The 25,040-nt window shown below is 65.7% G+C and carries 25 protein-coding genes; 12 read left to right on the plus strand and 13 right to left on the minus strand.

All coding sequences use genetic code 11. The features are described from left to right. Positions 1–59: 59 nt before the first annotated feature. From flgC to flgL, 11 genes are all read left to right on the plus strand, one after another. Positions 60–485, plus strand: a complete 426-nt coding sequence (flgC, locus tag OKW38_RS19360) for a flagellar basal body rod protein FlgC (protein ID WP_090802507.1) — start codon at positions 60–62, stop codon at positions 483–485. A 10-nt stretch (positions 486–495) separates the two neighbouring features. After that, complete coding sequence (locus tag OKW38_RS19365; protein WP_090802508.1) at positions 496–1,230, plus strand: flagellar hook assembly protein FlgD; 735 nt, start codon at positions 496–498, stop codon at positions 1,228–1,230. 43 nt (positions 1,231–1,273) lie between these two features. Beyond that, complete coding sequence (locus tag OKW38_RS19370) at positions 1,274–2,788, plus strand: flagellar hook protein FlgE (RefSeq protein WP_429362725.1); 1,515 nt, start codon at positions 1,274–1,276, stop codon at positions 2,786–2,788. A gap of 17 nt (positions 2,789–2,805) precedes the next feature. Next, complete coding sequence (gene flgF / locus OKW38_RS19375; RefSeq protein WP_090802512.1) at positions 2,806–3,564, plus strand: flagellar basal-body rod protein FlgF; 759 nt, start codon at positions 2,806–2,808, stop codon at positions 3,562–3,564. A 104-nt stretch (positions 3,565–3,668) separates the two neighbouring features. Continuing rightward, positions 3,669–4,457, plus strand: coding sequence for a flagellar basal-body rod protein FlgG (flgG, locus tag OKW38_RS19380; protein ID WP_187612742.1), 789 nt, complete (start codon positions 3,669–3,671; stop codon positions 4,455–4,457). Between the two features lie 29 nt (positions 4,458–4,486). Then, positions 4,487–5,185 (plus strand): flagellar basal body L-ring protein FlgH, encoded by a 699-nt coding sequence (gene flgH, locus OKW38_RS19385; RefSeq protein ID WP_090805528.1) that lies wholly within the window; start codon positions 4,487–4,489, stop codon positions 5,183–5,185. Between the two features lie 2 nt (positions 5,186–5,187). Beyond that, positions 5,188–6,357 (plus strand): flagellar basal body P-ring protein FlgI, encoded by a 1,170-nt coding sequence (locus OKW38_RS19390; protein WP_429347383.1) that lies wholly within the window; start codon positions 5,188–5,190, stop codon positions 6,355–6,357. A gap of 12 nt (positions 6,358–6,369) precedes the next feature. Further along, a complete protein-coding gene (flgJ, locus tag OKW38_RS19395; protein WP_429362727.1) occupies positions 6,370–7,374 on the plus strand; it encodes a flagellar assembly peptidoglycan hydrolase FlgJ in 1,005 nt (334 codons plus the stop codon). 355 nt (positions 7,375–7,729) lie between these two features. After that, entirely contained in the window at positions 7,730–8,503 is a 774-nt protein-coding gene (locus OKW38_RS19400) for a flagellar brake protein (RefSeq protein WP_176078843.1), read from the plus strand. A gap of 233 nt (positions 8,504–8,736) precedes the next feature. Beyond that, entirely contained in the window at positions 8,737–10,731 is a 1,995-nt protein-coding gene (gene flgK, locus OKW38_RS19405; protein WP_429362729.1) for a flagellar hook-associated protein FlgK, read from the plus strand. Between the two features lie 9 nt (positions 10,732–10,740). Beyond that, entirely contained in the window at positions 10,741–11,967 is a 1,227-nt protein-coding gene (flgL, locus tag OKW38_RS19410) for a flagellar hook-associated protein FlgL (protein WP_429362731.1), read from the plus strand. A 68-nt stretch (positions 11,968–12,035) separates the two neighbouring features. On the opposite strand, the gene fliR is transcribed toward flgL, so the two are convergent. The 13 genes from fliR to fliF all read right to left on the minus strand — a co-directional run bounded on the left by fliR (position 12,036) and on the right by fliF (position 24,407). After that, positions 12,036–12,818, minus strand: coding sequence for a flagellar biosynthetic protein FliR (gene fliR / locus OKW38_RS19415; RefSeq protein ID WP_184051828.1), 783 nt, complete (start codon positions 12,816–12,818; stop codon positions 12,036–12,038). 31 nt (positions 12,819–12,849) lie between these two features. After that, entirely contained in the window at positions 12,850–13,119 is a 270-nt protein-coding gene (fliQ, locus tag OKW38_RS19420; protein WP_429335459.1) for a flagellar biosynthesis protein FliQ, read from the minus strand. A 34-nt stretch (positions 13,120–13,153) separates the two neighbouring features. Next, positions 13,154–13,963, minus strand: a complete 810-nt coding sequence (gene fliP, locus OKW38_RS19425) for a flagellar type III secretion system pore protein FliP (protein WP_429362733.1) — start codon at positions 13,961–13,963, stop codon at positions 13,154–13,156. Next, on the minus strand, positions 13,963–14,490 hold the full coding sequence (fliO, locus tag OKW38_RS19430; RefSeq protein WP_429362735.1) for a flagellar biosynthetic protein FliO: 528 nt from the start codon (positions 14,488–14,490) through the stop codon (positions 13,963–13,965). Before fliO ends, fliP begins: the two co-directional genes overlap by 1 nt. Continuing rightward, positions 14,487–14,951, minus strand: a complete 465-nt coding sequence (gene fliN / locus OKW38_RS19435) for a flagellar motor switch protein FliN (RefSeq protein WP_090802529.1) — start codon at positions 14,949–14,951, stop codon at positions 14,487–14,489. The genes fliO and fliN overlap by 4 nt, the downstream gene beginning before the upstream one ends. Then, on the minus strand, positions 14,944–15,942 hold the full coding sequence (gene fliM / locus OKW38_RS19440; RefSeq protein ID WP_090802531.1) for a flagellar motor switch protein FliM: 999 nt from the start codon (positions 15,940–15,942) through the stop codon (positions 14,944–14,946). Before fliM ends, fliN begins: the two co-directional genes overlap by 8 nt. Positions 15,943–16,000: 58 nt before the next feature. Beyond that, positions 16,001–16,501 (minus strand): flagellar basal body-associated protein FliL, encoded by a 501-nt coding sequence (gene fliL, locus OKW38_RS19445; protein WP_090802533.1) that lies wholly within the window; start codon positions 16,499–16,501, stop codon positions 16,001–16,003. 756 nt (positions 16,502–17,257) lie between these two features. Beyond that, positions 17,258–18,784: a flagellar hook-length control protein FliK gene (locus OKW38_RS19450; RefSeq protein ID WP_429362737.1), complete on the minus strand. Its 1,527-nt coding sequence runs from the start codon at positions 18,782–18,784 to the stop codon at positions 17,258–17,260. Between the two features lie 61 nt (positions 18,785–18,845). Beyond that, on the minus strand, positions 18,846–19,295 hold the full coding sequence (gene fliJ, locus OKW38_RS19455) for a flagellar export protein FliJ (RefSeq protein WP_018418748.1): 450 nt from the start codon (positions 19,293–19,295) through the stop codon (positions 18,846–18,848). A 17-nt stretch (positions 19,296–19,312) separates the two neighbouring features. Further along, positions 19,313–20,956, minus strand: coding sequence for a flagellar protein export ATPase FliI (gene fliI, locus OKW38_RS19460; protein WP_429362739.1), 1,644 nt, complete (start codon positions 20,954–20,956; stop codon positions 19,313–19,315). Further along, entirely contained in the window at positions 20,950–21,633 is a 684-nt protein-coding gene (gene fliH, locus OKW38_RS19465) for a flagellar assembly protein FliH (RefSeq protein WP_429335453.1), read from the minus strand. Before fliH ends, fliI begins: the two co-directional genes overlap by 7 nt. Next, positions 21,626–22,621, minus strand: a complete 996-nt coding sequence (gene fliG / locus OKW38_RS19470) for a flagellar motor switch protein FliG (protein ID WP_018418745.1) — start codon at positions 22,619–22,621, stop codon at positions 21,626–21,628. The genes fliH and fliG overlap by 8 nt, the downstream gene beginning before the upstream one ends. After that, entirely contained in the window at positions 22,611–24,407 is a 1,797-nt protein-coding gene (gene fliF / locus OKW38_RS19475) for a flagellar basal-body MS-ring/collar protein FliF (protein WP_429362741.1), read from the minus strand. Before fliF ends, fliG begins: the two co-directional genes overlap by 11 nt. A gap of 236 nt (positions 24,408–24,643) precedes the next feature. Here fliF and fliE point away from each other — a divergent pair, with 236 nt between their 5' ends. Then, positions 24,644–24,979 carry a flagellar hook-basal body complex protein FliE gene (fliE, locus tag OKW38_RS19480; protein ID WP_090802541.1) on the plus strand — a complete coding sequence of 112 codons (336 nt, stop codon included), beginning with the start codon at positions 24,644–24,646 and terminating at the stop codon, positions 24,977–24,979. The last annotated feature ends 61 nt before the right edge of the window (positions 24,980–25,040 follow it).

Raw genomic sequence — 25,040 nt, forward strand, 5'->3', positions numbered from 1 at the left:
AGAAACGCTACGGGACTTAACGTAAAGCCGGTGCGAACCGGCAGGAGAGGTCAGGAAACATGCCATCCCTGATGAACATTTTTGGTGTCGCGGGTTCCGCGATGTCGGCGCAGTCGGAGCGGCTCAACGTGACGGCGTCGAACCTGGCCAACGCGGACAGCACGACGGGCCCCGACGGTCAGCCGTACAAGGCCAAGCAGGTCGTGTTCGCGGTGAGCCCGCTCGGCGGCGCGCGCACACGCTCCGGCCAGCAGGTCGGCGGCGTGCAGGTGACGGGCGTGGTCGACGATCCGTCGCCGATGAAGACCGCGTACGAACCCGGCAATCCGGCCGCCGACTCGAACGGCTACGTGACGCTGCCCAACGTCGACCCGGTGCAGGAGATGGTCAACATGATCTCGGCCTCGCGCTCGTACCAGGCCAACGTCGAAACACTGAACACCGCCAAAACCCTGATGCTGAAAACGCTCACGATCGGAACCTGAGGAGAGAGCCTTGACCACCAACACCACGATCGGCGGCAGCGGCACGACCGTTTCGCCGACGCTGCTCGACACGATGAACGGCACGAGCAGCAGCTCGAGCGCGACCAGCTCGACGAGCAGCACGTCGAGCAGCACGTCGGGCACGTCGGCGGCGGACCTGCAGACCACCTTTCTGCAGCTGCTCGTCGCGCAAATGCAGAACCAGGACCCGACCAATCCGATGGACAGCTCGCAGATGACCTCGCAGCTCGCCCAGATCAGCACGGTGCAGGGCATCAGCCAGCTCAATACGTCGCTCTCCTCGCTGTCGACGCAGCTGTCGGCGGGCCAGCAGTCGCAGGCCGCGCTGCTGATCGGTTCGACCGTGCTCGCACCGGGCAACTCGATCACCGTGGCGAGCGGCAAGACGAACGAGTTCGGCGTCACGCTCGCGAACTCCGTCAGCGACCTGCAGATCGTCGTGAAGAACTCGGCCGGCACGATCGTCAACACGCTCGATCTCGGCAAGCAGTCGGCCGGCACGATTCCGGTTGGCTGGACGCCGACCGATTCGGCGGGCAACACGCTCCCCGACGGCACCTACACGATCACCGCGACAGGCACGATCAACGGCCAGCAGGCGACGGCTACCACGCTCACCGGCGCGACGGTGGAAAGCGTCGTCCAGCAGAGCAGCGGCACGCCGGGCCTCGTGCTGTCGAACGGCTCGACGGTCGACCTGACCGGCGTCGCAGCGATCCTGTAGTCCGGATCCATTCAGTTACGACTTTACAGATACGGAGTACGTCATGAGTTACCAAACAGGTTTGAGCGGTCTGTCGGCGTCGTCTAGCGATCTCGACGTGATCGGCAACAACATCGCCAACGCCAACACCGTCGGCTTCAAGAGCGGCACCGCGGAATTCGCCGACATGTACGCCAATTCGGTCGCGACCGCGACGAGCCAGCAGATCGGTATCGGTACGCAACTCTCCGAAGTGCAGCAGCAATTCTCGCAAGGCACGCTCACGACGACGAACCAGGCGCTGAACGTCGCGATCAACGGCAACGGCTTCTTCCAGATGTCGAACAACGGCACGCTGACCTATTCGCGCAACGGCGTGTTTCAGCTCGACAAGAACGGCTTCATCACGAACGCGCAGGGCCTCGATCTGATGGGCTACGCGGCCAATAGCTCGGGCATCGTCAACACCGCGCAGACCGTGCCGCTGCAGGTGCCAACCGCGAACATCGCGCCGCAGGCGACCACCTCGATCACCGCGGGCCTGAACCTGAACGCGCAGGACAACATCATGCTCGGCGCGCCGACCGCGACGCCGGGCGGCACCAACGCCGGCACGCTGAACACGACCGGCGCGACGATCACCAACGCGGCAGCGGGCACCAACACCGACCAGTACACGATCAACTTCACGAGCCCGACCACCTACACGGTCACGGACAACACGCTCGGCACGACCACGGCGTCGCAGCCCTACACGGCCGGCACCGCGATCACGCTCGGCAACGGCGAGAGCATCATGTTCAGCGGCGCGCCGGTGGCCAACGACAGCTACACGATCACGCAGAACCCGACCACGTTCAACCAGAACAGCTCGTCGACCTACAACTACTCGACGAGCACGACCGTCTACGACACGCTCGGCGGCTCGCAGACCGTCAATATGTACTTCGCGAAAACGGGCTCGGGCACGTGGAACGTGTACGCGGGCCCGTCGACCGGCACCGCTTCCCTGATCGGCACGGCGAACTTCAATTCATCGGGCACGCTGGTCAGCACGACCGACGCGACGACCGGCCTCGCGACCGCGACGCTCGGCGCGTTCACGATGTCGATCCCGACCACCGACGGTTCGGGCACGCCGCAGAACGTCACGCTGAACATGGCCGGCACCACGCAGTACGGCGGCAAGGACGGCGTGAACAGCCTGTCGACCGACGGCTACGCGGCGGGCCAGCTGACGAGCTTCACGGTCGGCTCCGACGGCACGCTGACGGGCAACTACTCGAACGGGCAGACCGCGGCGCTCGGCCAGATCGTGCTCGCGAACTTCTCGAACCAGAACGGCCTCGTCGACCTCGGCAACAACGAGTACGGCCAGACGGCCGCCTCGGGCGTCGCGCAGATCTCGACGCCGGGCTCGACCAATCACGGCGTGCTGCAAGGCGGCGCGGTCGAGAACTCGAACGTCGATCTGACGAGCGAGCTGGTCAACCTGATCACCGCGCAACGCAACTATCAGGCGAACGCGCAGACGATCAAGACCCAGCAGGCCGTCGACCAGACCCTGATCAACCTGTAAGCGAACGGGACCTCTTCATGGATCGGCTGATCTACACCGCGATGTCGGGCAGCGCGCAGGCGCTCGAACAGCAGGCGATCGTCGCGAACAACCTCGCGAACGCGTCGACCACGGGCTTTCGCGCGCAGCTCGAAACCTACCGCGCCGTGCCGATGTCGTTCGGCGACGGCAGCGCGATCAACGACGACACGACCCGCACCTTCGTGCTGTCGTCGACACCGGGCGCCGACTACACGCCGGGGCCGATCCAGCAGACGGGCAATCCGCTCGACGTCGCGATTCAGGGGCCGGGCTGGCTGTCGGTGCAGACCGCCGACGGCAACGAGGCCTACACGCGCGCGGGCAATCTGCACATCGACGAAAACGGCCAGCTCGTGAACGCGACCAATCAGGTCGTGCTCGGCAACGGCGGGCCGGTATCGGTGCCGCCGGGCGCGCAGATCACGATCGGCAAGGACGGCACGGTGTCGGCGCTGACGCCGGGCGATCCGCCCACCGCTGTGGTCACCGTCGATCAGCTGAAGCTGGTCAATCCCGATCCGCAGTCGCTCACGCGCGGCGATGACGGTCTGTTTCGCACCGCCGACGGCAATCCCGCCGACGCCGATCCGACCGTGACGCTCGCGCCGGCGTCGCTCGAAGGCAGCAACGTGAATCCGGTCAGCGCGATGGTCTCGATGATCACCAACGCGCGCCAGTTCCAGATGCAGACGCAGTTGCTGGAAAACGCCGACAAGAACGATCAGTCCGCCAACCAGCTGCTCAGCTTCAGCTAACGGATTGCCACGGGGCGCCCTACGAGGCGCGCTCCGAGACCGCTTTGCATGGGCCCGGAGCAAGCGCTAAAGCGCCAACTCCGCCCGACATTGGAGAACCATAAGTGAACCGCTCACTGTATATCGCCGCCACCGGCATGAATGCGCAACAGGCGCAGATGGACGTGATCTCGAACAACCTCGCGAACGTCAGCACCAACGGCTTCAAGGGCTCGCGCGCGGTGTTCGAGGATCTGCTGTACCAGACCATCCGCCAGCCGGGCGCGAACTCGACGCAGCAAACCGAACTGCCGTCCGGCATCCAGCTCGGCACCGGCGTGCAACAGGTCGCGACCGAGCGTCTGTACACGCAGGGCAACCTGCAGCAGACCGGCAACTCGAAGGACGTCGCGATCAACGGCGGGGGCTTCTTCCAGGTGCAGATGCCCGACGGCACGACCGCCTACACGCGCGACGGCTCGTTCCAGACCAACGCGCAGGGTCAGCTCGTCACGTCGAGCGGCTACCAGGTGATTCCGGCGATCACGATCCCGACCAATGCCACCTCGCTGACGATCGGCAGCGACGGCGCGGTGTCGATCACCGTGGCCAACTCGAGCAATACGCAGCAGCTCGGCACGATGCAGCTCGCGACCTTCATCAACCCGGCCGGCCTCGACGCCAAGGGCGAGAACCTGTTTTCGGAGACGGCGTCGTCGGGTGCGCCGAACGTGTCGCAGCCGGGTCTGAACGGCGCGGGCACGCTCAACCAGGGTTACGTGGAAGCGTCGAACGTGAACGTCGTGCAGGAACTGGTGAACATGATCCAGACGCAGCGCGCGTACGAAATCAACAGCAAGGCCGTGACGACCTCCGACCAGATGCTGCAGACCTTGAGCCAGATGCAGGTTTGAGGACTGGAAATTTAAGGCGGTAAACGATGATGTCGCACTCCACTCGCACTCCGGTTCATTCGCGCACGGCCGAGGCGCTCGTGCAGCTCGCGCTGCTCGCCGCGCTCGGCGGCTGCGCCCAACTGCCGAGGGAACCTATCACCCAGCAGCCGATGAACGCGGTGCCGCCGATGCCGCCGCAGGCGCAGGCGCCGGGCTCGATCTACAACCCGGGCTTCGCGGGTCGGCCGCTGTTCGAAGACCAGCGGCCACGCAACGTAGGCGACATCATCACGATCGTGATCGCCGAGAACATCAACGCAACGAAGAACTCGGGCGCGAATGCGAGCCGCGACGGCAGCACGAACTTCAGCGTGCCGACCGCGGGCTTTCTCGGCGGCCTGTTCGCCAAGACCAACCTGAACGCGACCGGCGCCAACGGCTTTACCGGCACCGGCGGCGCGAACGCGTCGAATACGTTCAACGGCACGATCACCGTGACCGTGACCGGCGTGCAGGCGAACGGCAACCTGATCGTGAGCGGTGAGAAACAGATGCTGATCAATCAGGGCAATGAATTCGTGCGCTTTTCCGGTGTCGTGAATCCCAACACGATTTCGAGTCTGAACGCCGTGTACTCAACCCAGGTCGCCGACGCGAAAATCGAATACTCCGCGAAGGGTTACATCAACGAAGCGGAGACCATGGGCTGGCTGCAGCGGTTCTTCCTCAACGTGGCGCCGTGGTGATCATGGGTACCGTCTTCAACACGCTGTCGCGCGCGGGCCGCGCACTGATGTTCGTCGCGCTCGCCTGCGCGGCGCTGCCGGCCGCGACGCCAGCGCACGCGGAGCGCCTGAAGGACCTCGTGCAGATCCAGGGCGTGCGCGACAACCCGCTGATCGGCTACGGCCTCGTGGTCGGCCTCGACGGCACCGGCGACCAGACCACGCAGACACCGTTCACGACGCAGACGCTCGCGAACATGCTCGCGAACCTCGGCATCTCGATCAACAACCAGGCGGCGGGCTCCAGCAACTCGCAATCGTCGCTGTCGAACATCCAGTTGAAGAACGTCGCCGCGGTGATGGTGACCGCGGTGCTGCCGCCGTTCGCGCGGCCGGGCGAAGCGATCGACATCACGGTGTCGTCGCTCGGCAATGCGAAAAGCCTGCGCGGCGGCACGCTGCTGCTCACGCCGCTGAAGGGCGCCGACGGCCAGGTGTATGCGCTCGGCCAGGGCAACGTCGCCGTGGGCGGCGCGGGCGCGAGCGCGAACGGCAGCAAGGTGCAGGTCAACCAGCTCGCCGCGGGGCGCATCACCAGCGGCGCGATCGTCGAGCGCTCGGTGCCGACGGCGGTGTCGCAGGCGGGCACCATGCAGCTCGACCTGAACGACATGGACTACGACACCACGCAGCGCGTCGTCGCGGCGATCGACAACGCGTTCGGCAGCGGCACCGCGACCGCGCTCGACGGCCGCACGATCCAGCTGCGCGCGCCGGCCGATCCGCAGCAGCAGGTCTCGTTCATGGCGCAATTGCAGAACCTCCAAGTGCGGCCCGGGCAGGCCGCCGCGAAGGTCATCCTGAACGCCCGCACCGGCTCGATCGTGATGAACCAGATGGTCACGCTGCAGAACTGCGCGGTCGCGCACGGCAATCTGTCGGTCGTGATCAATACGCAGCCGGTGGTGAGCCAGCCGGGCGCGTTCTCGAACGGCCGCACGGTGGTCGCGCAGCAGTCGCAGATCCAGATGAAGCAGGACAACGGCTCGCTGAAACTCGTGAACGCCGGTGCGAACCTCGCCGAAGTGGTGAAAGCGCTCAACGCGCTCGGCGCGACGCCCGCGGATCTGATGTCGATCCTGCAGGCCATGAAAGCAGCCGGCGCATTGCGCGCCGACCTTGAAATCATCTAAGGAGTACGCGAGATGAATTCCGATACGACCAATAGCGTCAACTCCGCCAACGATCTGACCAGCCGGTTCGCGCTCGACGTGCAGGGCTTCGGCGCACTCAGCGCGCAGGCGAAGGCCTCGCCGCAAGCCGGCATGAAGATGGCCGCGCAGCAGTTCGACGCCGTGTTCACGCAGATGATGTTGAAGAGCATGCGCGATGCAACGCCGCAGGACGGTCCGTTCGATTCGCACGACACGGCGACGTTCACGTCGATGATGGATCAGCAGATGGCGCAGCAGCTGTCGAAGAAGGGCATCGGCGTCGCCGACGCGATGCTCAAGCAGCTGATGCGCAACCAGGGCATCCAGGTAGGTGGCGCGAGCGGCGCGGGCGCGGCGGGTGGTCTCGCCGGGATGGCCAACGCGCTCGGCGGCGGTAGCGGCGGCGACGAAGGCCAGAGCGCGGCGCTCAACGCGCTCGCGCGTGCCTACGGCAACGCCCAGGCCAACGGTCAGCTCGGGCTCGGCCGCGCCTACTCGGCCAATAGCGCGCTGACGCCGCCGGTGCGCGGCGACGGCAGCTCGTCGAAGGTCGACGCCTTCGTCGACAAGCTCGCCGCGCCGGCGCAGGCCGCGAGTGCGGCGACCGGCATTCCGGCGCGCTTCATCATCGGTCAGGCCGCGCTCGAATCGGGCTGGGGCAAGAGCGAGATCAAGAAGGCCGATGGCTCGACGAGCCACAACGTGTTCGGCATCAAGGCGGGCAACGACTGGACCGGCAAGACCGTGTCGACGGTCACGACCGAATACGTGAACGGCAAGCCGCAGCGCACGGTCGAGAAATTCCGCGCGTACGACTCATACCAGGAAGCGATGGCCGATTACGCGGGCATGTTGAAGAGCAATCCGCGTTACGCGCAGGTGATCAATTCGTCGCGCGACGTGAACGGTTTTGCGAACGGCATGCAGCGCGCCGGTTATGCAACCGATCCGCATTACGCGAAAAAGCTGCTGTCGATCATGCAGAAAATGAGCTGATTAAAAATAACGCACGCGACGGGCATTAAAGCGGTTTTAAAGATGTCGGTAAAAGCGGCGATAAAGGCAGCAGAAAAACCGGCATCGGTAAAAAGCTCCGCAGGGTCCGGGGCGAGCAAGGTCGCGGAAAAATAGGGCAGATACGCTTTTAACGTTTGCGCGAAATTTTCCGGCGAATATTTAAATTGAGCCCCTAAATTTTGGCTCGATGCTGCCGCTAACGAGTTAGACCCGATACCGGAATAGCGCTGTAAGGTCCGGTCGAACGCGTGTGTTGCGGCTTTGCATGAAGACCCTCAGAGTCCATGACTAGGCCCTGGCACGTGCCCGCAAGAACATGCTTACCGGCAAGCCCATGGATATGAACCAGTCGAACGGCCTGACTGACACGAACGGTCAGCCGCACGTCCCGCAAAACGAGAGCGCTTCCGATTTCGGCCGCCGCAATCCGCTGGAAATCGGCGTGCAGCTGCGCAATATCGTCAATCGCGGCGATTTCCTCACCGTCGAATATGCGGGCGGGCAGATCGTCACGCGCCTGCTCGACGTCGACGTGCGCGAGCGCACCTTCACCTTCGATTGGGGCGCGCTTGCCGATCAGAACAACGGGCTGCTCAACGCGCCGCGCTGCCAGTTCCACGCGTCGCCCGACGGCGTGCGCGTCGAGTTCACGACCCCGACGCCACGCGAGACGCGCTTCGAGGGAATGCCGGCGTTCGAGGCCGACTTCCCCGAGGTGCTGTTCTACGTGCAGCGCCGCGAGTACTTCCGCGTCGCCGCGCCGATTCTCGACCCGTTCATGTGTACGGGCCGCCTGCCCGAGGGCGACACGTTCCGCTTCGAGGTGCACGACCTGTCGCTCGGCGGCGTCGGGATGCGCACGACCGACCTGCGCGTCGCCGCGCTGCCGATGGGCGCGCGCCTGATGGACTGCGAGCTCACGCTCGGCGCGCTCGGCCGTCTGTCGCTCGATCTGCAGCTCGTGTCGCATCGCTCGCTCGCGCTGCCGAACGGCACGCAGCGCTATCAGCTCGGCTTCCGTTTCCTGTCGCTGCCGGGCAGCGCGGAAAACACGCTGCAGCGGCTGATCACGCAGCTCGAAATGAAGCGCCGCTCGCTGGCGCGCTGAGCGGCGAGCCAACGCGCGGTGCCGTGCGCGCGACGCCCGGCACCGCGCGAACGTTTTGGCCGACGAAGCAAACGTTGCACTCGCGTCGGAGGCAACAGCGCGGCAACGTCGCGCACATCGCGGCGAGCGCAAACGAAGTGGAATGGCCCTCAATTTTTCGCAGGTCGGGCCGTTAAAGAGGATGTTCCACTAACGCGGTGGCATGTCTGCGATGCCGCTCTTCAGGATGACGCATGTCCAGCAATCTGTTGAATATCGGCCTTAGCGGACTCAACGCGGCCCAATGGGGTTTGACGACGACCGGTGAGAACATCAGCAACGCGTCGACACCCGGCTATACGATGGAAACCCCGGTGTATTCGGAGACGGGCGGCACGTATACCGGCTCCGGCTACCTGCCGATGGGCGTCTCCACCGACACCGTGACGCGCGCGTACAGCCAGTACCTGACGACCCAGCTGAACAACGCGCAGTCGTCGAGCAGCGCGCTCACCGCGTACAACACGATGATCACCCAGCTCAACAACCTCGTCGGCAGTCCGACCGCCGGGATTGCGAGCGCGATCAGCGGTTACTTCACGGGGCTGCAGAACGTCGCCAACAACGCGTCGAGCGTGTCGGCGCGGCAGACCGCGATCAGCGACGCGCAGACGCTCGCGAACCAGATCAACGCGGCGGGCCAGCAGTACGACCAGTTGCGCTCGAGCGTCAACACGCAGCTGAGCAACTCTGTTGCGCAGATCAACACCTACACCGCGCAGATCGCGTCGCTGAATACGCAGATCACGCAGGCGAGCAACCAGGGCCAGCCGCCGAACCAGCTGCTCGACGCACGCGACCAGGCGGTGTCGAACCTGTCCCAGCTGATCGGCGTGTCGGTCGTGCAGGACAACGGCAGCTATAGCCTGTTCATGTCGAGCGGACAGCCGCTCGTGCTGGCCGGCAACAGCTTCAATCTCGGCACGGCGACTTCGTCGGGTGATCCGAGCGAGCTGTCGGTCCAGTATCTCGGCCAGGCCGGGGCAAAGCCGACACCGACGCCGCAGACGCTGTCCGACACGAGCGTGTCCGGCGGCACGCTGGGCGGACTGCTGCAATTCCGCTCGCAAACGCTCGATCCGGCCGAGGCGCAACTCGGCGCGATCGCGACCAGCTTCGCCGCGCAGGTCAATGCGCAGAACGAACTCGGCCTGACGCTGAACGGCACCGCGGGCGGCGCGCTGTTCACGGTCGGCTCGCCGACCGTGTACGCGAACTCGCAGAACACCGGCAACGCTACGCTCGGCGTCTCGTTCGCCGACGCGACCCAGCCGACCACGGGCGACTACACGCTGTCGTACGACGGCAGCACCTACACGCTGACCGACAACCAGACCGGCAGCATCGTCGGTTCGGCGGCGAACCTGACCAACCCGATCGGCGGCCTGCAGTTCTCGGTCGCGAGCGGCACGATGAAGGCCGGCGACTCGTTCTCGGTCGAACCGACCCGCGGCGCGCTCGACGGCTTCGCGCTGACCACCACGTCGGCGTCGGCAATCGCGGCCGCGGCGCCGGTGCTCGCGTCGGCGTCGACGTCGAACACCGGCACCGGGACGATCACGCAAGGCACGGTATCTGCCGGCTACAGCGCGCCGACCAGCACCTCGACGATCACTTACACCGCGGGCACCGGCCTGACCGGCTTCCCGGTCGGCACGGTGGTGACAGTCGCCGGCTCGCCGTCCACGCAGTACACGATCAGCTCGGCGACGACCGCGGTGCCATACTCGCCGAGCTCGGGCGCGACGCTGACGATCACCAACCCGACCAATTCGACGGGCGCGGGCGTGATGAACAACGTGACGGTCACGATCAGCGGCACGCCCGCCAACGGCGACTCGTTCACGATCGGACCGAACACCGGCGCGACCAACGACGGCCGCAACGCGCAACTGCTGTCGAACCTGACTTCGGCGCAGGCGCTCAACGGCGGCACCTCGACGCTGACGGGCGCGTACGCGAGCTACGTCAACAACATCGGCAACCAGACCACGCAGATCCAGACCTCGGCGACCGCGCAAAGCACGCTCGTCGCGCAGATCACGTCGGCGCAGCAGTCGGTGTCGGGCGTCAATATCAATGAGGAAGCGGCCAACCTGCTTCAGTACCAGCAGCTCTATCAGGCCAACAGCAAGGTCATCCAGACGGCGCAGACGCTGTTCCAGACTTTGCTTGGCATCTTCTCGTAAGGCGGAACCATGCGAATTTCGACCCAGCAGTACTTCAGCATGAACGTCGCGAACATGAGCAATCAGCAGGCTCAGTTGTCGCAGATCTATCAGGAAATCTCGAGCGGCCAGAGCCTGACCACGCCCGCCGACAATCCGCTCGGCGCCGCGCAGGCCGTGCAGCTCAGCTCGACGGCGTCCGCGCTGTCGCAGTACGCGACGAACCAGAACGCGGCGCTCACGTCGTTGCAGGCCGAGGACTCGACGCTCTCCAACGTCATTACGACGTTGCAAAGCGCGAACACGTTAGGCCTGCGCGCCGGCGACGGCAGTTTGAACGACGCCGACCGCACGGCGATCGCCGCGCAGCTGATCGCCCTGCGCGACCAGCTCGTCACCTCCGCGAATGCGACCGACAGCTCGGGCAATGCGCTGTTCGCCGGTTTCCAGAATTCGACCCAGGCCTTCACGACCGATGCGGCCGGCAACGTCAACTATACGGGCGACACGGGCACGCGCACCGTGCAGGTCACCGGCAGCAACGCGGTCTCGACCGGTGACAATGGGCTGTCGGTGTTCATGAGCGTCGGCGCGACCAACGCGCAGCCGATCGCCTCGGGCGACCCGGCCAATACCGGCAGCGGCGTGATCGGCGCGGTGTCGGTCAAGGATCCGACCAACGCGGGGAACGCGGACTCGTACCAGATCCAGTTCAGCGGCAGCGGCAGCTCGCTCACCTACACGGTCACTGACACGACGACCAACGTCGCGGGCACGGCGCAGCCGTACACGGCGGGCTCGGACATCACGATCGCGGGCCAGACCGTCGAAATCACAGGCACGCCGGCGGCCAACGACAAATTCACGGTGCAGCCGGCCAACCAGGCGGGCACCAACGTGTTCGCGAACCTGAACGCGATGATCGCCGCGCTCCAGCAGCCGGTGAGCGGCAACCCCGCGGCCTCGGCGAACCTGCAGAACGCGTTGAATACGGGCCTGTCGCAGCTTGGCAACACGCTGAACAACGTCACCGCGGTGCAGGCATCGGTCGGCGGCCGCGAGCAGGAAGTCAAGGCGCTGCAAACGGTTACGGAGACCAACTCACTGCAAACGCAAAGCGATCTCGCGGACCTGACCCAGACCGACATGGTCTCGACGATCAGCAAGTACTCGATGGAGCAGGCGGCCTTGCAGGCTTCGCAGCAAGCGTTCGTGCAGATCCAGAACATGTCGCTGTTCCAGTACATCAACAGCTGATGCCGCTCCCGGCGGCGCAATAAAGAAACCGGCGCGAGCCGGTTTTTTTATGTCCGCGATTTTCGGCGTTATCTCAGCGCCGCCGCGACCCGTCCCATCTCATCGATGCCGTTATCGAACAAGCGCACGAAGAACGGGATCATGTTCGGCAGCATCAGCTGCACGAGCAGCAGGCCGACCAGCATCGTCAGCGGAAAGCCGATCTGGAACACGCCGATCTGCGGCGCCGCGCGATTGAGAATGCCGAGCGCGAGGTTCGCGATCAGCAGTGCAACGACGACCGGCAACGCGAGCAGCAGCCCCGCCGAGAAGATCGAGCCGCCCCAGTTCGCGAGCGTTTGCCAACCGTGCGGCGCGAGCAGGTTCGCCGACACCGGCACCGACTGGAACGTCGTCACGAGCGCGGCGATCATCTGCAGATGACCGTCGACGGCGAGAAACACCAGCGTCGCGATCGTCGTCATGTAGCGTGAGATCACGACGCCCGAGCCGGTCGCCTGCTGGTCGAAGAAGGTCGCGAAGCCAAGGCCCATGCCGAGGCCGATGAAGTAGCCGGTCGCGTCGATCGCCTGGAACACGACCTGCATCGTCACGCCGAGCGCGATGCCGATCAGGAACTGGTTGACGAGAATCCACACGCCGGCCGCGGAAAACACGGTGACCTGCGGCAGCGCGCCGATCGTCGGGGCGACGATGATCGTCGCAAACGCGGCGAGACCGATTTTCACGCGCGAGGGCAGCGACATGTTGCCGAGCACCGGCGCGGTCGCGATCAGCGCGGCGATGCGCGCGAACGGCCACAGGAACGCGGTCAGCCAGACGTTCAGTTGCGCGTAGGTGACCGTGAACATGGAGTGGGGAGGGCAGGCGTGCCAGCGGCGCTCAGTTGACGAGCGTCGGAATGCTGGTGATCGTGTGGCGCAGATAATCGAGCATCGTGGTCAGCATCCATGGTCCGGCGATCACCAGCGTGAGCGCGATCGCGAGCAGCTTCGGGATGAACGACAGCGTGCTTTCGTTGATCTGCGTGGCCGCCTGGAACAGGCTCACGATCAGACCGACGACGAGCGCGACGAGCAGCAGCGGGGCGGCCAGCACGAGGCCGACGTACATGGCCTGGTGGGCCAGCGTCATGACTGCTTCGGGTGTCATCGTGAGTGCCTGAGGAACAAGGAGTCAAAAAATATCAGACGAAGCTCTGCGCGAGCGAGCCGAGCAGCAACTGCCAGCCGTCGACGAGCACGAACAGCATCAGTTTGAACGGCAGCGAAATCGTCGCCGGCGACACCATCATCATGCCCATCGACATCAGTACGCTCGCGACCACCATGTCGATGATCAGGAACGGAATGAAGATCGTGAAGCCGATCGTGAAGCCGGTCTTCAACTCGCTCGTCACGAACGACGGCACCAGCAGCGACAGCGGCACGTCTTCGGGCCCCTGCATCGGCGCCGCGTGCGAGATGCGCGCGAACAGCGCAAGGTCGCTTTCGCGGGTCTGACGCAGCATGAAGGTCTTGAACGGCGCGACGCCGCGCGCCATCGCCTGATCCATCGACATCGTGCCTTCGGAGAACGGCTTGTAACCTTCGTTATAGGCTTTATCGAGCACCGGCGACATCACGAACAGCGTCAGAAACAGCGCGAGACCGACGACCACCTGGTTCGGCGGCGTCGTGGTCGTGCCGAGCGCCTGGCGCAGCAGCGACAACACGATCACGATGCGCGTGAAGCTCGTCATCATCAGCACCATCGCGGGCAGGAACGACAGCATCGTGAGCAGCAGCATCGTCTGCACGCTCAGCGAGTAGGTCGTGCCGCCGTTGGGGCCGGGGCTCGTCGTGAACGCCGGCAGGCCGGCAGTTTGCGCGAAAGACAGCGTCGGTAGCGCGAACAGCAGTGCCGGCAGCGCGAGTTGAAGCGCTGCGGGGAGCGCCCGCCCCGCACGGCGCGTAAGCGCGAAGAACCAAGCTGACTGCCTGAAACTGACCTGCATTACCGATCCCCGCCGCCGTGCGCGTTGAAACGTTTGCCCACTTCGCCCTTCAGGGCGTCGCGAAAGCGTTGACCAAAAGTGCCGGAAAGCGGTGTTGGCGAAGCGGCAACCGTATCGGCCGCGACGGAACCCGCCGGCATCGTATGCAGCAGCCGCACGTTGCCGGGCGCGGCGCCGAGCACGAGCCACGTATCGCCGATCTCGACGACCGCGACGCGTTCCTTGCCACCGAGCGAAGCGCCGCCGACCGTCTTCACAAGAGCGCCGCGCTGGCCCGGTTGCAGGCCGAAGCGTCGCGCGAGCCACGCGCAGCCGAACACGAGGCCGATCACGACCGCGAGCCCGACGAAGGTTTGCAGGACCGCGCCGACGCCGAGCGCCGGCACCGCGCTACCCGCGCCGACACCGGAGGCGATCTTCGCGGCGTTGTTGACCGCGTTCATGTCGGCGGCGTGCGCGACGGTGGACGCGACGGTGGACGCGAAAAGCGACGCGAGCAGCACGCCGCGACCTGCCAAACGTTTCATCGATTGAGTTTCCGGATGCGTTCGGACGGCGTGATGATGTCGGTCAGCCGGATACCGAACTTGTCGTTGACGACCACCACCTCGCCCTGCGCGATCAGGCAGCCGTTGACGAGCACGTCCATCGGCTCGCCGGCCATGCCGTCGAGTTCGACGACCGAGCCCTGCGCGAGCTGCAGCAGATTACGGATCGCGATCTTGGTGCGGCCGAGTTCGACCGTCATCTGGACGGGAATGTCCAGGATCATGTCGATGTCGTTGTGCGTCGAGGTCGGCGCGGCCTTCGACAGCGGCTGGAACACGGCGCCCGCGGCCGGGTTGATTTCGTCGTTGCCGTTCTGCTCGGCGAGTGCGCTTGCCCAGTCGGCCATCGCCGCGTCGTCTTCCACGGCGGACAGCTCGCCGGCGGCGAGTTGCTCGGCTGCCGCGAGATCGGTTTCGGGCTTTGCGTTCAGGTCACTCATATCCACCTTCCTTCATCGTGTCGGCTGCGCTGATCATCTTCTGGACCCGCAACGCGTACTGACCATTGAAAATTCCGTAGCCGCACTCCATCACCGGCACACCGTCCACTTTCGCGGTGATGTGCTCGGGGATGTTGATCGGCAGAACATCGCCTTTGCGCATGTTCAGGATCTGTTCGAACGTGACCGGCACCTGCGCGAGATCGGCGCTCAGCTGCACTTCGGCGGCCTGCACCTGCTGCGACAGCACGCGCACCCAGCGTCGGTCGACGTCCATCGCCTCGCCCTGGATCGGCGACGAGAGAATGTCGCGGATCGGCTCGATCATCGAGTAGGGCATGCAGATGTGCAGCGTGCCGCCCGTCGAGCCGAACTCGATCGAGAACTGCGTGACGATGACGATTTCGTTCGGCGTCGCGACGTTGGCGAACTGCGTGTGCATTTCCGAGCGCACGTATTCGAACTGCAGCGGACGCACGCTCTTCCACGACGCCGCGTAGTGCTCGAACGTCAGATTGAGCAGCTTCGTGATGATGCGCTGCTCGGTCTGCGTGAAATCGCGTCCTTCGACGCGCGTATGGAAACGGCCGTCGCCGCCGAACAGGTTGTCGACCACGAAGAACACGAGGTTCGGATCGAACACGAACAGCGACGTGCCGCGCAGCGGCTTCACGTGGACCAGGTTCAGGTTGGTCGGGATCGGCAGGTTGCGCGTGAACTCGCTGTACTTCTGCACCTTCACCGGGCCGACGGAAATTTCCGCCGAGCGCCGCATGAAGTTGAAAATGCCGACGCGCAACAGGCGCGCGAAGCGGTCGTTGATGATTTCGAGGCCCGGCATCCGGCCACGGACGATACGTTCCTGCGTGGCGATGTTGTACGGCCGCACGCCCGTGCGGTCGGTTTGCTCGGATTCCGTGTCGGATTCGCCGGTGACGCCCTTCAGAAGGGCATCGACCTCCTCCTGGGACATGAACTCTTCGTGGCCCATTGCTTATTCCTCGTGCGTCCCTTGGCGATTGATGATGGCAGCGCTTGACAACGTCACGTCACTGCACGACGAATTCGGTGAACAGCACGTCCTGCACGCGGATCGGTGCGGCGCCCTTGTCAATCGGCTCGGTGATCAGCGTCTTCAGCTCTTCGGCGAGCGCGCGCTTGCCTTCGAGCGGCGCGAGTTCTTCGGGGTGCTTGTTCGACAGGGCGAGCAGGATGCGGCTGCGCACTTCCGGCATGTGATCGGTGAGCGCCTGCTGGGTGGCGGCATCGCCGAGCTTGAGCGTGAGGCCGATGCGCAGGAAGTGTTGCTGGCCGTCGTCCGATTGCAGGTTGACGGTCATCGATTCGAGCGGGAAGAACAGCGGCACGGCGGATTGCGCCGGCGCGGCTTCGGCCGATACGGCGACGGGTGCGCGCTTCGACATGAAGAACCACACGCCGGCACCGGCAGCGCCCGCGGCGATCAGCGCAATGAGGACGATCAGGATGATGCGCTTCATGGGGCCCGGCGAGGCGGGCGCGGCTTGTTGCGGGGCGGTCGTGGTTGCCATTTGGTTTGCCAGCTTGTTGCTGGCCTAGTAAGGGTTAGGGTGATTGTTGTTGATTTGCCTGCGGCGCTATGGGTCGAAAAGAAGGGCTATTTCTGGCTATTTCTGGCTGTTTCTGGTTTTTGGGTTTTTTTTTGTCGTTGTTCTGGCTTTTTTGGCCTTTCCTTGCTGTCTTATCGGTCTATTAGCGTTGCCCCTGTGCGGGGCGGCACCTACTTTCTTTGCTGCTGCAAAGAAAGTAGGCAAAGAAGACAGCTCAAACCGCCAACTCTTAAGCGGGTCCCTCGGTCTGCATGAGGTAGTGGTGCATCTGGAATCCGTGCTCCCGCACATTCCGCGCCAGTGACAAGGCAGTCATTCTTCCGGCGGCGCTACGCGCGCCGAAACCCCCGTTCAAAACCCACTGGTGGTTTCGGCGCACCGCCGAGGCGCAGCCGAGGGCCCCCGCTGCGCGGGCAAAACCATTGGTTTCCCTGGCAGACCCGTCCGCGACGCACGTAGTGCGGAGTGGGAGGGATGACGGCTTTGTCACGAACGGGGAATGTGCGGCGGCCCGGATTCCAGATGCACCACTACCCCTCCCAAGCCAAGGGACCCGCTTATGAGCTTGCGGTTTGAGCTGTCTTCTTTGCCTACTTTCTTTGCAGCAGCAAAGAAAGTAGGTGCCGCCCCGCACAGGGGCAACGCTAATAGACCGATAACAAAGCAAGGAAAGGCCAACAAAGCCAGAACAACGACAAAAAAGCGCCCCGCCTCGCTTCAGGCAAACGTATCGACCAATCCAACCTGCTGCCGCACGGCAACATTCCCGATGGCATCGCTGGAACTGTCCCCTGCAAGGGCGCCCCCACCATCACTGCCCCTCTTCCCATTCCCCCCACCCGCGCCAGCGCCCTGCTGTTGTTGCCCGCTCTGCCGCGCAAACCCATCACTCACACTCGCGCTGCCGAGCCCAATCCCATTCGACTCCATCGCCTCGCGAAGCTTCGGCAACGCCGCCTCGACCGCCTCCCGCACCGACTGGTGCTGCGAAACGAACAGCGCATGCGCATGGTTATCCGCCACCTGCAACACGACCTGCAACGGCCCCAGATCCTTCGGATTGAGCGTCAGCTCAGCACTCTGCGAATGCGCATTCGACAAAAACACCACCTTCTGGCTCAGCGCGTCTTCCCAGTCGCTCGTGCCGACCTGCGGCGTCAACGCATTCGCGGCGGCGGCCGCGCTCGCATTGCCCGTACTCTGCGCTGCCGCCGTCGTGCTCGCGGCGTTCGCTGCCGCCTGCGTCGCGGCCAGCGCGGCGTTCGCCGCCTCGGACGCGCTGCGCACCGATGCGAGGTTGTCCGCCTGGCCGCTCGTCGCGGCCGCGGCGCTCAACGCGTCGGCGGCCGACTTCGCTGCCGACGGATCGGCCAGCGCGGTCGCGGCAGCCGTCGCCGTCGACGTCGTGTGGGTCGTCGAGGCGCCCTTGCCGTTGCCGAACAGGCCGCTCGCGAGCGTCTTGTCGTCCGACGTGCCGTTCAGGCCGTTTTTCGCGCTGCCCAAGCCGCCCGCCGCGCTCGACACGCTCGTGGCTTTTGCGGCCGCGCCGGCAGCAAGCGCGGCCGCGGGCACCGCGCCCTGGCCGCTCGACAGCGCGGACAGCGCACGCTGCAACGCATCCTGCAGCGACTTCGGATCGACCGCGCCTTTCCTGCTTGCCGCGCTCGCGGCCGTGCCGGCCAGCGCGCTCACCGCATCGGCGGCGGAGCTCGCGGCATCGGTCGTAGTGGTGGCGTTCGAGTCGGCGTTGTTGGCGACGACCTGTGCCTGCGCTTGCGCCTGAGCCTGGGCGGCAGCCGCAGCCGCGGCGAGCGCGCCAGCGTCGGTTTGCGCCTTGGTGTCTTTCTGCCTGGCTTGCGTCGCGGTCGCCTGGCTGTTCGATGTCTGCTGCGTTGGTTTCGTCGACGCCGTGGACGACGGCGATGACGCGCTGCTGCTGGCCGCGTTGCTCGCTGTGCCGTTGCCGTTCTGGCTGCCGCTCGCGCTCTGCTGCGAGGAAGCGGGAGCGGACGCGGAAGCGGAAGCGGGCGGCGGCGCACTGGGCGCGCGCGGCGCCGAGGCTTGCGACGCCGTCGCTGAACTGGTCTGCTGTTGATTCGCGCTGTTCTGCTGGTCGATGCTTTGCTGCAAGGTCTGCGCGAACGGGCTCGAGACCGCGGCGTTCGCGGACGCGCTGCTCGACCCATTGCCGCTCGTGTCGAGCAGCGTGCTCAGTTGGGAGCCGATCTGTGAAAGAAGCGACATAAAGAATCCTGTGAGTCGGTCGAACGGGTGTGCCGTAGGGCGTTAGCCGCGAGGCAAGGCCTCACGCGCCGTCGGCTCGCATGCGCAGACTCCGCGCCGCATATTCGTCGGCGTCGCGCTGTTCGCGCCGCGCCGCAACCTTCGCCTCGGCCGCCTCGCCGCGCGCCTGCAGCACTTCGTACGAGCCGAGCTTCTGCTTGTGGCGCTGCCAGTCGGGCTTCGCCGCCTCGAGGCGCGCGCTCGCCGCCGCGAGCAGGCTGCGCTGCTGCTCGATCGCGGCATCGAGCGTGTCGATGAACGCCTGGAAGTTGCGCATGTTGCCGGCCGGCATGCCCGACTGCGCGCTCTCCATGAAGCGTGCGTAGTATTCGTCGCGGTACTGCACGAGCGCATCGAGTTGCGCCTGTACGTCGTTGCGCTCGCGCTGCGCGCGGCCGAGCCGCTGCGCGGCGGCATCCACGTCGTCCTGCGCAAGACCGATCAGCGTCTTGATCGGAAAATGTTTCGACATCGTCAGCCTCCTCGGCCCTAGGCAAACAGCGCGTTCAGCATGTCGATGCTCGGCTGGAAGTTCGCGCACTCGCGAAAGCCTTGCTGCAGGAACGCTTCCATCCGCGGATACAGCGCGATCGCGCGATCGAGCACCGCGTCGCGCCCGCTCGAATACGCGCCGACGTTGATCAGATCGCGGTTGCGCTGATAGCGCGACAGCATCTGCTTGAACATACGCGTTTTATTCAGATGGTTATCGTCGATCAGCGCGGTCATTGCCCGGCTAATCGACGCTTCGATATCGATCGCAGGGTAGTGGCCGGCTTCGGCGAGCGAGCGCGACAGCACGATGTGGCCGTCGAGAATCGCGCGCGCCGAGTCGGCGATCGGGTCCTGCTGGTCGTCGCCTTCGGTGAGCACCGTGTAGAACGCGGTGATCGAGCCGCCGCCCGCCGGTCCGTTGCCGGTGCGCTCGACGAGCGCCGGCAGCTTCGCGAACACCGACGGCGGATACCCCTTGGTCGCGGGCGGCTCGCCGATCGCGAGCGCGATCTCGCGCTGCGCCATCGCGTAACGGGTCAGCGAATCCATTAGCAGCAGCACGTGCTTGCCCTGGTCGCGGAAGTATTCGGCGAGCGAGGTCGAGTACGCGGCGGCCTGCATCCGCAACAGCGGCGACACGTCGGCCGGCGCGGCGATCACGACCGAGCGCGCCAAGCCTTCCTCGCCGAGAATCTGTTCGATGAACTCCTTCACTTCGCGGCCACGTTCGCCGATCAGGCCGATCACGATCACCTCGGCGCTGGTGTAGCGCGCCATCGTGCCGAGCAGCACCGATTTACCGACGCCCGAACCCGCGAACAGCCCCATCCGTTGACCACGACCGACGGTCAACAGCGAGTTGATCGCGCGCACGCCGACGTCGAGCACCTTGTGAATCGGCTCGCGATTGAGCGGATTGATGACCGGCGCGGACAGCGGCGCGTCCCTTTGCGTGCCGAGCGGGCCGAGCCCGTCGAGCGGACGGCCGGATGCGTCGAGCACGCGGCCGAGCAATTCCCAGCCGACCGGCAGACGCTTCGCGCCCGCGAGCGGGTCGGCGATCGGCGCGCTTTCGAGCGGAAAGACCCGCGCGCCGGGCAACAGGCCGATCACTTCGGTGGTCGGCATCAGGAACAGCTTGTCGCCGGAGAAGCCGACCACTTCGCCTTCGGCCATCGGCAGCGAACTGCCGGGCGGCAACTCGATCATCACTTCGGCGCCGACCGACAGACGCAGGCCGACCGCTTCGAGCACGAGACCGGCCGCGCGTGTGAGACGCCCGCACGCGCGCAGCGGCTTCGCGATCGCGTTGCGCGCGCGCAGCGCGTCGAGCTGGCCGCGCCATGCCTGCATGTGGGGATTGATGTCGAGCGCGGGATCGTAGGACGGCGCGTGCGCAGCGTGAGCGGCGCAAGCACTGCGCGCGGCGTGGTCCGTCGCGGCGGACTCGCGGCTCGCCGCCGCGCCTGTCGCTGGATGTGCGCTCGCAGGAGCGTGCCATGCCGCATCCGGGGGCTCCGGAATACCGGCCGACTCGACATCGACCAGCGCCTCGGCGCCGAACGACGCCAACGCGAGCTCGCGTTCGAGCGGCGTCAGATCGCTCGCGCGGATCTCGTCGAGCGTCGGCTTCACCACGTGCTCACCTTGCCGAGCGCGGCGGCGACGCGCTGCCAGCGCGTGTCGATGCCCGCGTCGACCTCGCCGGTGCCGGCCTGCGCGCGGCAACCGCCACGCTCCACCGATGCGTCGGTGCGCACGGTCCAGCCGCGCGTTTGCAATTCTTCGAGCAGATACGCCTCGACGACCGGCAGATCGGCGGGACTCACGATCAGCGCCGGCGCGCCGGCGAGCGCGGGCTCGGCCGCGAGTACCTCGCGCGCGGCCGCGATCAGTGCGGTCGGGTCGTGCTGCACGTGCTGGCGCACGACCTGCTGCGCGATGTCGAGCGCGAGTGCGATCAGCGTTTCGGAGATCGCGTGCTGCGCGCCATCGAGCGCGCTCTTGAAGGTTTCGGCGAGCGCGGCGAGCCGCATCGCTTCCTCGCGCGCCTCGGTCTGGCCTTGCGCGAAACCCTGCGCGTGCCCCTGGTCATAGCCCGCCTGATAGCCGAGCGCCTGGCCGGCCACATGACCGGACGCGACGCCCTGTGCATGCGCGGCTTCGCGGCGGTGCTCGAGTTCGGCTTCGAACGCGCGCTCGTCGAACTCGGGTTCGGCCGGCGGCGGCGCCGGCGGAGCCGGGTCGAACGACGCCATCTCCCAGCGCTGGTAGGCCGAGAGGCTTTCCTTTGCCGGGGCGTTCGGATCAGACATAGGCGTCTTCCGCCTTGCCGCCTAGAACGATCTGCCCGCTCTCGGCCAGGTTGCGCACGATCTGCAGGATGCGGCGCTGCTGCGTCTCGACTTCGGACACGCGTACCGGGCCGCGCGCGTCGAGGTCTTCGGCGAGCAACTCGGCCGCGCGCTGCGACATGTTCGACAGGAACTTCTGACGCAGCGCGGGCGCCGCGCCCTTCAGCGAGATGATCAGCGCTTCGGATTCGACTTCCTTCAGCAGCAGCTGGATCGCGCGGTCTTCGAGGTCGAGCAGGTTCTCGAACACGAACATCTGGTCGATGATCTTCTGCGCGAGCTCGGCGTCGTACTGGCGCACGTTTTCGATGACGCCTTCCTCGTGGTTGCTCGACATGAAGTTCAGAATCTCGGCCGCCGTGCGGATACCGCCCATCGGGCTGCGCTTCAGGTTGTCGCTGCCGGACAAGAGGCCGGTCAGCACGTCGTCGAGCTCGCGCAGCGCGGCCGGCTGGATGCCGTCGAGCGTCGCGATCCGCAGCAGCACGTCGTTGCGCAGCCGGTCCGTGAAACACCCGACGATCTCCGAAGCCTGATCGCGGTCCAGATGCACGAGGATCGTCGCGATGATCTGCGGATGCTCGTTCTTGATCAGTTCCGCGACCGCCGCCGAGTCCATCCACTTCAGGCCTTCGATGCCGCTCGTGTCGCTGCCCTGCAGGATCCGGTCGATGATCGCGCCGGCCTTGTCGTCGCCTAGCGCCTTGGTCAGCACGGAGCGGATGTAATCGCTCGAATCGAGCGACATGCCGGTGTGCTGCTCGGCCTCGCGCACGAACTCCTGCAGCACCTCGTCGACCTGCTCGCGGGTGACGTTCTTCAGCGCGGCCATCGCGACGCCGATTTTCTGAACCTCACGGGGGCCCAGAAACTTGAACACCTGCGCCGCCTCTTCCTCGCCGATCGACATCAGCAGCAGCGCGCTCTTCACTACGCCTTCAGCGCTCATCGGACACCCAGTTCTTGACGACGGTTGCTACGACCTTCGGATCCTGACGCGCGATGCTGCGCGCGAACTCCAGGTTCCGCTCGTATTTGTGCTTCGCGTTTTCGAGCGCGAGCTGCTCGCTATCCGCTTCGATTTCGACCACCGCGCCATCGCGCTCCTCGGCCGGGATGCCGTCGAGCAGCACCGGTTCGTCGGGCGCCATCAGCGCGGCAACCGGCTCGGGCGGCGGCGGGAAGGCGCGGCGCAACGCCGGCTTCACCATCACGAAGTAGAGGAACAGGGCCACCGCGCCGATGCCGAGGTACGTCGCGATCTGCTTGTACAGCGCGAGCATGTCGGGCGTGCGCCACCACGGCAGGTCGGCGTTCGGGTCGAACTCGGTGGTAAACGCGCTGTTGACCACGTTGACCGAGTCGCCGCGCGACGCGTCGAAGCCCATCGCGTCCTTCACGAGCTGGGTGATCTGCGCGAGCTTGTCGGCGCTGACCGGCTGCATCGTCACGTGACCCTTCGGATCGACGACCCGCAGATAATTGACGACCACCGCGACCGACAGCCGGCGGATGCCGCCCATCGGCTGGTCGACGTGGCGCACGGTCTTGTCGAGCTCGTAGTTGGTGGTCGAATCCTTGCGGTCGCTGACCGGCGTCGTGGTGACCGAGCTCGCGCCGTTGCCCGCCACGATCGGCGCGGAGGCCGGCTGCGGCGGCTGGTTCGACAGCGCGCCCGGCACCCCCGAGGCGCCGCCTTGCGACATTTCGGTGGCGCTGCTCGACTGCTGGCTGCGGATCGCGGCCTGCTGCGGATTGCCGTTCGGGCCGTAGTTCTCGGAGGTCTGCTCGCTGTGCGAGAAGTCGATGTCGGCGCTGACCTGCGAGCGCGCGTTGCCGGCGCCGAACAGCGGCGCGAGGATCGTGTCGATGCGCTGCTGGGTGTTGCGCTCGATCTGCTGGCGGAACTTCAGCTGGGTCGCGTCGAGTCCGCTGCCATTGGTGGGCTGCGTGAGCAGGTTGCCGTCCTGGTCGAGGATCGTCACGCCGCGCACCGGCATTTCCGGCACCGCCGACGCCACCATGTGCGTAATCGCGACGACCTGCCCTTCGTCGAGCACGCGGCCCGGGTACAGGTTCACGAGCACCGCCGCCGACGGCGCTTCCTTGTCGCGCACGAACACGCTCGGCTTCGGAATCGCGAGATGCACGCGCGCCGATTTGACGCTCGAGATCGCTTCGATCGTGCGTTCGAGTTCGCCTTCGAGCGCGCGCTGATAGTTGATCTGCTCGTCGAACTGGCTGATGCCGAATTTCTGGTTGTCCATCAGCTCGAAGCCGACCGAGCCACTCTTCGGCAGCCCCTGCGAAGCGAGGCGCAGGCGCATCTCGTGGACCTGCTCGGCCGGCACGAGGATCGCGCTGCCGCTTTCGGACAGCTTGTACGGAATATTGGCCTGCTGCAGCGCGGTGATGATCGAGCCGCCGTCGCGGTCGGACAGATTGCTGTAGAGCACCTTGTAGCTGGGCGCGCGCGACCACAGGAACAGGCCGGCGACGACCGCCACCAGCAGCGCGACCGCGAACACGAGCGGCGCGCGCGGGTTGCCGCGCATCTGCGCGAGTCCGGACAGACGCTGGCCGAAATTGCCGCCGATACCTCCCAGGCCGCCCAGGCCACCGAGGTCGGCCGTGCCGCCGGCCTGGCCGCTACCGGCCTGACCGGCAGCGGCCTGCGCGCCGGCGAGCCCCATACGGGCGTCGGGGTTGATCAACGAGTTGGCTGACGAATCCATGCGTCGGGTTTCTCCGGGGAATGCCTTGGCGTTCTGTCGTGATGCCGCGCCGGGGCTGGGCGGACGGACAGAGACTTTCACCTTTGAAATTATCCGCAGCGCCGCTGAACCCGATTGCTTGAATAGAGCCGGGTTTTCCCTCTAGTTTCGGGACTTTCCGCGAGGAGCCGCTGCTATGCTTTCGTCCAGATCGGTACACCGTCCGGCGGTCCGATCGCACATCCAACGGAGAAAACATGACCATGCCCGTGAACGCGCTATCGTCGGCGCTGCAACAGATGCAGGCGATGGCGGCGCAGGCGGCCGGCGACGCGACCCCGGCGGCGGAGCAATCCGGCGCGGCGACGCCCACCAACTTCGCGGCGGCGCTGAAGGCTTCGCTCGACAAGATCAGCGGCGACCAGCAGAAGGCGGTCGGCGAGTCGCAGGCGTTCGAGCTCGGTGCGTCGAACGTGTCGCTGAACGACGTGATGGTCGACATGCAGAAGGCCAACATCGGTTTCCAGTTCGGCCTGCAGGTGCGCAACAAGCTGGTCGCCGCGTACAACGACATCGCGCAGATGTCGATCTGAGCGGGACGCTGCCGGCGCTTGCGCCGGCGGCTTCGTGCCGTGTTTCCCGGGCTCGCCCAGC

Source organism: Paraburkholderia sp. MM5496-R1 (assembly GCF_050436205.1).
Taxonomy (GTDB): domain Bacteria; phylum Pseudomonadota; class Gammaproteobacteria; order Burkholderiales; family Burkholderiaceae; genus Paraburkholderia; species Paraburkholderia tuberum.

What these genes read in the sequence shown, in the direction of transcription:
- flgH (WP_090805528.1), top strand. Translation starts at nt 4,487, where the DNA reads ATGTCGCACTCCACTCGCACTCCGGTTCATTCGCGCACGGCCGAGGCG.
- OKW38_RS19400 (WP_176078843.1), top strand. Translation starts at nt 7,730, where the DNA reads ATGGATATGAACCAGTCGAACGGCCTGACTGACACGAACGGTCAGCCG.
- fliJ (WP_018418748.1), bottom strand. Translation starts at nt 19,295, where the DNA reads ATGTCGAAACATTTTCCGATCAAGACGCTGATCGGTCTTGCGCAGGAC.
- flgF (WP_090802512.1), top strand. Translation starts at nt 2,806, where the DNA reads ATGGATCGGCTGATCTACACCGCGATGTCGGGCAGCGCGCAGGCGCTC.
- flgC (WP_090802507.1), top strand. Translation starts at nt 60, where the DNA reads ATGCCATCCCTGATGAACATTTTTGGTGTCGCGGGTTCCGCGATGTCG.
- fliN (WP_090802529.1), bottom strand. Translation starts at nt 14,951, where the DNA reads ATGAGTGACCTGAACGCAAAGCCCGAAACCGATCTCGCGGCAGCCGAG.
- fliQ (WP_429335459.1), bottom strand. Translation starts at nt 13,119, where the DNA reads ATGACACCCGAAGCAGTCATGACGCTGGCCCACCAGGCCATGTACGTC.
- OKW38_RS19370 (WP_429362725.1), top strand. Translation starts at nt 1,274, where the DNA reads ATGAGTTACCAAACAGGTTTGAGCGGTCTGTCGGCGTCGTCTAGCGAT.
- flgK (WP_429362729.1), top strand. Translation starts at nt 8,737, where the DNA reads ATGTCCAGCAATCTGTTGAATATCGGCCTTAGCGGACTCAACGCGGCC.
- fliG (WP_018418745.1), bottom strand. Translation starts at nt 22,621, where the DNA reads ATGAGCGCTGAAGGCGTAGTGAAGAGCGCGCTGCTGCTGATGTCGATC.
- fliO (WP_429362735.1), bottom strand. Translation starts at nt 14,490, where the DNA reads ATGAAACGTTTGGCAGGTCGCGGCGTGCTGCTCGCGTCGCTTTTCGCG.
- fliM (WP_090802531.1), bottom strand. Translation starts at nt 15,942, where the DNA reads ATGGGCCACGAAGAGTTCATGTCCCAGGAGGAGGTCGATGCCCTTCTG.
- fliE (WP_090802541.1), top strand. Translation starts at nt 24,644, where the DNA reads ATGACCATGCCCGTGAACGCGCTATCGTCGGCGCTGCAACAGATGCAG.
- fliH (WP_429335453.1), bottom strand. Translation starts at nt 21,633, where the DNA reads ATGTCTGATCCGAACGCCCCGGCAAAGGAAAGCCTCTCGGCCTACCAG.
- flgJ (WP_429362727.1), top strand. Translation starts at nt 6,370, where the DNA reads ATGAATTCCGATACGACCAATAGCGTCAACTCCGCCAACGATCTGACC.
- flgL (WP_429362731.1), top strand. Translation starts at nt 10,741, where the DNA reads ATGCGAATTTCGACCCAGCAGTACTTCAGCATGAACGTCGCGAACATG.
- OKW38_RS19390 (WP_429347383.1), top strand. Translation starts at nt 5,188, where the DNA reads ATGGGTACCGTCTTCAACACGCTGTCGCGCGCGGGCCGCGCACTGATG.
- OKW38_RS19450 (WP_429362737.1), bottom strand. Translation starts at nt 18,784, where the DNA reads ATGTCGCTTCTTTCACAGATCGGCTCCCAACTGAGCACGCTGCTCGAC.
- fliF (WP_429362741.1), bottom strand. Translation starts at nt 24,407, where the DNA reads ATGGATTCGTCAGCCAACTCGTTGATCAACCCCGACGCCCGTATGGGG.
- fliL (WP_090802533.1), bottom strand. Translation starts at nt 16,501, where the DNA reads ATGGCAACCACGACCGCCCCGCAACAAGCCGCGCCCGCCTCGCCGGGC.
- fliP (WP_429362733.1), bottom strand. Translation starts at nt 13,963, where the DNA reads ATGCAGGTCAGTTTCAGGCAGTCAGCTTGGTTCTTCGCGCTTACGCGC.
- fliR (WP_184051828.1), bottom strand. Translation starts at nt 12,818, where the DNA reads ATGTTCACGGTCACCTACGCGCAACTGAACGTCTGGCTGACCGCGTTC.